At 37.9% G+C, this 4,366-nt stretch carries 4 protein-coding genes; all 4 read right to left on the bottom strand.

Annotated features, from left to right (window positions below; genetic code table 11):
- On the bottom strand, window positions 1-606 hold a 606-nt coding region (locus K8S13_RS15545; protein ID WP_291463862.1), incomplete at its 3' end, for a P-loop NTPase.
- A gap of 54 nt (window positions 607-660) precedes the next feature.
- Window positions 661-1,428: a hypothetical protein gene (locus tag K8S13_RS15540; RefSeq protein WP_291463860.1), complete on the bottom strand. Its 768-nt coding sequence runs from the start codon at window positions 1,426-1,428 to the stop codon at window positions 661-663.
- The gene (locus tag K8S13_RS15535) at window positions 1,421-3,184 is read right to left on the bottom strand and encodes a tetratricopeptide repeat protein (protein ID WP_291463859.1); all 1,764 of its coding nucleotides are present in this window, start codon (window positions 3,182-3,184) and stop codon (window positions 1,421-1,423) included. The genes K8S13_RS15540 and K8S13_RS15535 overlap by 8 nt, the downstream gene beginning before the upstream one ends.
- A gap of 38 nt (window positions 3,185-3,222) precedes the next feature.
- Window positions 3,223-4,182 carry an RNA polymerase sigma factor RpoD/SigA gene (locus K8S13_RS15530; protein WP_291463858.1) on the bottom strand — a complete coding sequence of 320 codons (960 nt, stop codon included), beginning with the start codon at window positions 4,180-4,182 and terminating at the stop codon, window positions 3,223-3,225.
- Window positions 4,183-4,366: the final 184 nt, after the last annotated feature.

Here is a 4,366-nt window from a genome sequence, read left to right as displayed (position 1 = left end):
GCAAAAGGAAATGGATTTTCTAATATCTGCCAGAGCCACTTCCTGGGGTGTTGTGACCACCACGCCCAAAGCCTCGGGTATAGCCTGCACAACGGTTAAGGGTTCGTCACCAGTTCCCGGAGGTGCATCAATAATCAGAAAATCAAGCTCCCCCCAATCCACAGAACTGATAAATTGTTTGATCATTCCTGTTTTGGCAGGGCCTCTCCAGATAATGGCCTGGTCCTTGTCCTGCATTAATGCCTGGACAGAAACAACCTTAAGGTTTCCATTGACCAGTTTGGGAATTAGAAGCTGGGATTTAGAAATTTCCAGAAGTTCTGTCAGTCCCAGCATCTGGGCAATGGATGGGCCATGGACATCAACATCCATCCGGCCTGTTTTATATCCTTTTTTAGAAAGCTTTGCTGCAAGGTTTGCAGATACGCTGCTTTTACCAACACCGCCTTTTCCGCTTAAGACGAAAATTTTATGTTTTATTTTTGTAAGAGAGGCTTTGATTGCCGCATCTTCCTGTTTTTGTCTGGCTGCCATGTCCTGCTGCTGCCCAGCCTGTGATGGGCAACTCCCTCCCTGTTTGGCATTGTCTACACTGTCGTGAATCATTTTATAACATCTCCTTTGAGAAAAATTGTTAGTAAATCACCTAAATAATGATCATTATCTTGATTCTGTCAACTGGAATACAGACTCTTTTATGGGGGGGTTTGGCAGGAAATTTGTGATCTCAAGTGTCAGCTTCCTGTTATCATTGTCCTTGATTTCTATTTTTACAGGAATAGTACCAAAATCATTATTTTTATATTTTGTGATTGTCATCTCATACAAAAGTTTTTCTGATAAGTCTGTTGTCTTAAGACTGTCAATCCTTTTCTTGCTGTTTACATGAAGAGATTGTGCCAATCCTTTCCAATTCTGCCTTAAAGTAATGGTGGATAAGGACGTATCAGATGGCGAAAAATAGGCGTCGTCAAAGTTTTTTACAGGTAAGCGCCCCAATAAAATCGATATCATTTCAGACATTTTGACTGGAACATGGATATAGTCTTCCATATTTGGATCTTTTGAATTATATGAGTATTTGGAATGTTCTCCCGTATGTGAAATAAAAGTGATTTTTTTCCCCGTGGCAATAATGGTTTCTACAGGATGGCCGGATAAAAGGAATGTGATCCTGATTTTATTGGGAGAGACTGCTGCCCAGGCAATTTTAAATCTATCCGTCTTTGTTTTTGTCTCAAGCCTTATCCAGCCTGTTCCCTTACTTGTAACAATGTGTTGATTAAATGACCTTGCCTGATTTGCAAGAAAAAAGGCTTTCTTGTCGAGGATTGGGTTGGTATCAGGCCGGAATTGTGCACAGCCTGAGAGAATCAAGATAAAGATGGTAATATAAATTAAGCGGCACAATAAGTTTTGGCTATTCATTTATTTTTTTCTGTACTGCTTCAATTTTTTTTTTAAGCTCGACAATTTTTTCCTTGTCGCCATCCTTGGCATTGGATAATGCTTTTTTATATGTATTTAATGCTTTTTCAAGCTGATTTGCTTTTTGATAAGCATCCCCCAGGTGATCGGATATAATGGTCTCAAAAGAAGTTAATTCAGCAGCTTTTTCAAGGTATTTCACAGCTTCTTTGTAATTGCCCTTTTGGTAATAGACCCAGCCCAGGCTGTCGGTGATATACCCGTCATCAGGCTTAAGTTTATGGGCTCTTTTGATCAGCGAAAGCGCCTCATCTAATTTTATTCCCAAGTCTGCATAGGAATACCCCAGGTAGTTCAAGGCACTGGCATCCTTTGGATCAATTTTAATAATCTTTTTCATGGCGCTGAGACTTTCTTGTTTAAAACCTGCCTTATCCTGTACTGCGCCCAGCCTGAACAGCAATGATGTGTTTTCAGGAGAATCTTCCAGTCCTTTTTTTAAGAGACTAATCGCTTTTTTATAGCTTTTGTTTTTTTCATAAAATGAGGAAAGATAAATGATAATATCGATATCTTTTGGAAGGGTTTTATACTTGCTTTCAAGATAATTTAATGCAGTCTGCTCTTCCCCGAGTTTTTTATAGAGAAAGGCAATATTCAGGATGGTTTTTTTGTATTGAGAATGGTTGGGTCTGATTTTCAAATAAAGGAAGATAGCTTTTTTGAAATCCTCTATCGCTTCATAGGCCATCCCTGCAAAAAAATTCAGAGTTGAATTTTCAGGATCGCCTTTAAGCATTTGAGAAAAAACAATCACAGCATCCTTATATTTTTTGCCTGAAAGATATTCGTCCACAGCAACCATGACGAGTCTGGAATTACTTTCAACATCCCGGCCAAGCTCCATAAACAGATCTGCTGCTTTTGTTTTTTCATTGGTTTTATGATAGTGCAGAGCCGTTCCTAATTGTGCCCGATGATTGTCCGGCTCTATCTCAAGTATTTCTTTGTAGGTTTCCAATATCTTTTGGTTATTTCCCTTTTTATTATTGGGGGTGTTTAGACTGCTGAAAATTTTTATCAATTGAAATCGTGGTTCCATAAGATCCGGCTCAAGCTCAATTGTCTTTAAAAATTGGGTTTCAGCAAGCTCATAAAGTTTTTCGGCCATATAGACCTCGCCCAGATAAAACCAGGCAACATAATAGTCAGGGAATTGTACAACCATTTTTTTAAATAGTATCAAAGCCTCTGAATGGTTCTTTTCCTCCATATATATTTTGCCAAGACGAAGAAATGTTTCTTTGTTATTTGGATCAAGCACTAAGATTTTGTTTAAAATTTCAACCAGTTCTTTTTCATCCATGATGTCTTTTTTAAGTTGGACGAAAAGAAGCAGTCCATCCACATTATCAGGGTTTTGCCGGACCAGTTTTTCGGCCAGTTCCAAGGCTTTTCCCCCCTTGTGTTGTCTCAAGTATAACCGGCATAAATCCCTGGTTAATATAAATGAATCCGGGTCTTTGGCAAGTGCTTTTATCAGTGAGGCAGCGGCCTTTTGATACTCTTTGTTTTTAATGTGAATTCGAGACTCAAGATAATAATAATTTGCAGAAAGATTATCGTCTTTTTTAATTTCTTTTTTTTGAACAATTCGAGTTTCAGCTGGTTTTTTGCTTTGTTTAAGTTGTGTGCAGCCGGCGAGAAAAAAACTTAAGATAAAAATAAGAAGAATATAAACAAGACTTTTTTTCATACTTTGCATTACCTTATATAATATAAACAAATTGAAATTTACTGGGTGTGATCGTACATGTCAAAATCAGGCATGTCTTTTTTGAAATAGGCTTTCATTTTTTTTAAAATATTATTTTCGATCTGTCTTACCCTTTCGCGTGATATTGAGTATATTTCTCCTATTTGCTGAAGCGTTTCAGGGCTGTCAGAGAATATCCTTCTGTCAAAGATATCCAGCTCTCTTTCGTTAAGGGTCTTTTTGAACTCATTCACTTTTGTATGCAGGATGTCTTCAATTTCCTTTTTGGCCACCCGATCTTCAGACGAATCAGATTCAACATTTATGAATTCAATTCTTTCCGTATTTGAATCACTCTTTAACGGCTCATCAAGACTTAAGTCCCAGTTGGCCAGTCTCTGATCCATATCAACCACTTCTTTTTCAGACACACCCAATCGCTCTGACAAAAGCTTGGGCTTTGGATCAAAACCCTGTTCAATCAGTCTTCGTTTTTCTTTTTTCAGCCTGAAAAACAGCTTGCGCTGCCCCTGGGTTGTTCCAATCTTCACCATTCGCCAATTATCCATGATAAACTTAAGAATATAGGCTTTTATCCAGAAGGATGCATAATATGAGAATTTAACATTTTTATACGGGTTGAATTTTTTGACTGCCTGCACAAGTCCAATATTGCCTTCCTGGATCAAATCCTGAAGGTTCTGCACCCAGATTCTATGGAATTCAAGGGCAATTTTAACCACCAGGCGAAGATTTGAGGTGGTCATGATATAGGCTGCCTCCTGATCTCCTTCTTCCTGGATTCGTTTCCCAAGCTCAATTTCCTGCTCTCTTGTCAGCAGCTTATACCTGCTTATTTCATTAAGGTAGCTTTGAACGGGGTCTGACTTTACAAGCGCTTTTGAGCTTGATGTTTTTGTTTTTTTTACAGGGATCAGAAAATCTTTTTTGGTCAGTCTTTTTTTATTTTGATTTTCCTGGTCAGTTTCTTTTGCCATTAAATATACCTTAAGATAGTTTTGATAAAAAATTTAGTATACCATTATCATAATATGGATAAAAGCAATATATTTTGCACAAAAAAAGTAATCTCGCATTTTTTTATGGACAATTTGGCCTGGATTTGATAAAAGACTCCTTTGTTTGCGCCTGTAGCTCAGCTGGATAGAGCAACGGACTTCT

The sequence above is a fragment of the Desulfobacula sp. genome (assembly GCF_021107415.1).
The sequence above is the reverse complement of the archived record's forward strand: the minus strand, read 5'-3'. Positions and strand labels throughout refer to the sequence as shown.